Annotated in this window: 3 protein-coding genes; all 3 read left to right on the top strand. The window is 68.5% G+C overall.

Annotation, left to right across the window (positions count from 1 at the left end; all coding sequences use genetic code 11):
* The first annotated feature begins 615 nt into the window (after positions 1-615).
* From tnpA to tnpC, 3 genes are read left to right on the top strand one after another with little or no spacing between them, the layout of a single operon-like run.
* Positions 616-1059: an IS66-like element accessory protein TnpA gene (gene tnpA / locus D2K64_RS26435; protein ID WP_120010778.1), complete on the top strand. Its 444-nt coding sequence runs from the start codon at positions 616-618 to the stop codon at positions 1057-1059.
* Positions 1056-1412, top strand: coding sequence for an IS66 family insertion sequence element accessory protein TnpB (tnpB, locus tag D2K64_RS23265; protein ID WP_120010777.1), 357 nt, complete (start codon positions 1056-1058; stop codon positions 1410-1412). The genes tnpA and tnpB overlap by 4 nt, the downstream gene beginning before the upstream one ends.
* A gap of 15 nt (positions 1413-1427) precedes the next feature.
* On the top strand, positions 1428-2519 hold the full coding sequence (tnpC, locus tag D2K64_RS23260; protein ID WP_120010775.1) for an IS66 family transposase: 1092 nt from the start codon (positions 1428-1430) through the stop codon (positions 2517-2519).
* Positions 2520-2555: the final 36 nt, after the last annotated feature.

Below are 2555 nucleotides of genomic sequence, written 5' to 3'. Positions count from 1 at the left end.
TCCCGATGCCAGTGTTCCCAAAGTCAATCCTACGACCCTGGATCGGGAGATCACCGCCCGATTACCCCATGTTTGAGAATGGTCATGGATGAGCGATGCGCCGGATGAGGAGCGCGCCCATGCCGATGTGGATCATGGCCCCGGAGACGTCGCGGCGGCGTTCGTAGTCGCGGACCAGGCGGCGCCAGCGGGTCATCCAGCCGAAGGTCCGCTCCACGACTCAGCGGCGCGGCAGAACCTAGAAGCCTTGCTGGTCTGCCAGCTTGCGCACTACCTCGATGACAAAGTCATCGTAGGCGCCGCCAGCGGAGAGGTGCTTCAGCCAGGGCCATCGTTGCGGGTAGCAACGCGGCGGCAGTTCTTCAGCGGTTGATGCAGCGCTCGATGCGGTTGCGGAGGGCGTAGAGAGGCCGCTGAACACTATGCTGATGCGCCTGTTGCGCTTTGCCGGAATCTCCGGCTGCCGCCGCGGTTGTGCACATCCTGTCGTATGGCATCACTGTTGTAGCCACGATCCGCGAGCAAGATACCGGGATCGCTTGTAAGCGTGGTCATAGCCCCCTTCTTGCGTGAGGATGGTGTGGCTGAGAGGTAGGACGTCGCGGAGGAGTGGCGATGGCAGGGATGCTGAATGGCGTAGGTGCTAGCACTGGTGCGGGCACTGTGGCGATGGAGCGGGTGGCGATCGTCACTTGTGGCGAACGGCGCCGCATCTACTCGCCGGAGATGAAGGCACGGCTGCTCATGGAGACAGCGGCGCCTGGCACGCGGGTGTTGGAGGTGGCGCAGCGGCATGGGATTTCGCCCAGTCTGCTGCATCGCTGGCGCCGGGAGGCGGAGGGCCGTCCTGCCAGACGGATGGCTAGGCAGGCATCACCCTTCGTACCGCTGTTGGCTGGCGCCTCTCCGGAGACAGCGCCGCAGATCACGGCTGATCCGGCGGAGAGCAGAGTGGGCGCAGGCATCGAGGTCGTGCCGCGCAATGGCCGGGTGCTGCGGGTCTTTGGGACAGTGGATGCCGTGGCGGTGGCCCGCCTGGCGACGGCGCTGGAAGGGTGATTACGCTCCCCTCCGGGGCGCGAATCCTGCTGGCCAGCGAGCCGGTGGACTTCCGCAAAGGGGTTCACGGCTTGGCCGCCCTGGCAGCCGAGGTGCTGAGTGCCGATCCATTCTCGGGAGCGGTGCTGGTGTTCCGGGCCAAGCGTGCCGACCGGATCAAAATCGTGCTCTGGGACGGCAGCGGACTGGTCTTGATCGCCAAGCAGTTAGAGGGTGGAGCATTCCGCTGGCCGCCGATTGTTGATGGCGCGGTGCGGCTGACGCCGGTGGAGTTCGCGGCGCTGTTCGACGGCATCGACTGGACGCGGGTGCAGAGCACGAAACGGATTCCCACGCCGGACGTGCCTGCCTAGACTCCCGGGGACCAGTTGCTGTTCGCGTTCGAGGAGATCGAGGCCACGCTGGCGGCCAGCGAGGCCGAGGCGGGCCAGCGCTCGAAGGGTCTGAGAGAGCAACAGGCGAAGCGCCGCCGTGGCAGCCGCGGCCAGTTGCCCGCGCACTTGCCGCGCATCGAGCAGGTGCTGCTGCCCGAGCGGGAGATCTGCCCCTGCTGTGCGGGCGCCTTGGTCGAGATCGGCGCCGACAGCGCCGAGCGGCTCGACGTGCTGCCAGCCCGGTTCCGGGTGCTGGTCACCAGGCGCCCCAAGCTGGCCTGCCGCGCCTGTCCCGGCGTGGTGCTGCAGGCGCCCACTCCAGAGCGGCTGGTGCCTGGCGGGCTGCCGACCGAGGCCACCGTCGCCCAGGTGCTGGTGGCCCGCTATGCCGACCACCTGCCACTCTACCGCCAGGCACAGATGCTGGCGCGGCAGGGGCTGACGCTGGGACGAGAGGTGCTGGCCGACTGGCTGGGCACTGCCGCCCAGGAGATCCGGCCGGTGGTGCGCCGTCTCCGCGAGATCCTGCTCGCCTCGCCGCGGCTGTTCGCTGACGAGACCACCCTGCCGGTGCTCGATCCCGGGCGCGGCAAGGTGAAGAAGGGGTATGCCTGGGCTCTGGCACGCGACGACCGGCCCCGGGGCGGCAGGGATCCCCCGGCCGTGGTGTTCCGCTACGCGCCCGGCCGCGGGCAGGAGCACGCCAGGGCGCTGCTGGCGGGCTACCGCGGCATCGTCCAGTGCGACGGCTACGCTGCCTACAAGGCGCTGGTCACCGGCGGGGATGTGACACTGGCGTTCTGCTGGGCGCATGTCCGGCGCGGGTTCTTTGACCTGGCCAAAGGCGGCGCGGCGCCGATCGCCGCCGAGGTCCTGCAGCGCATCGTCGCCCTCTACGCCATCGAGGCGGAGATCCGCGGCCGTCCGGCCGAGGAACGTCTGACGGTGCGCCAGGCCCGCAGTTGGCCGCTGGTGGCGGAGCTGTTCACCTGGCTCGAGGCGCAACACGGGCGCCTGCCGCGGAGCAGCCCGCCGGCGGAGGCGATCCGCTACGCGATGAACCACCAAAAGGGACTAGTGTCCTGATCGCGAAATTCCCAAGATCATGGGAATGGTGGTAGG

Source organism: Teichococcus vastitatis (assembly GCF_003604215.1).
GTDB classification, from domain to species: Bacteria; Pseudomonadota; Alphaproteobacteria; order Acetobacterales; family Acetobacteraceae; genus Pseudoroseomonas; species Pseudoroseomonas vastitatis.
This window is presented reverse-complemented; position numbering and strand designations above follow the sequence as displayed.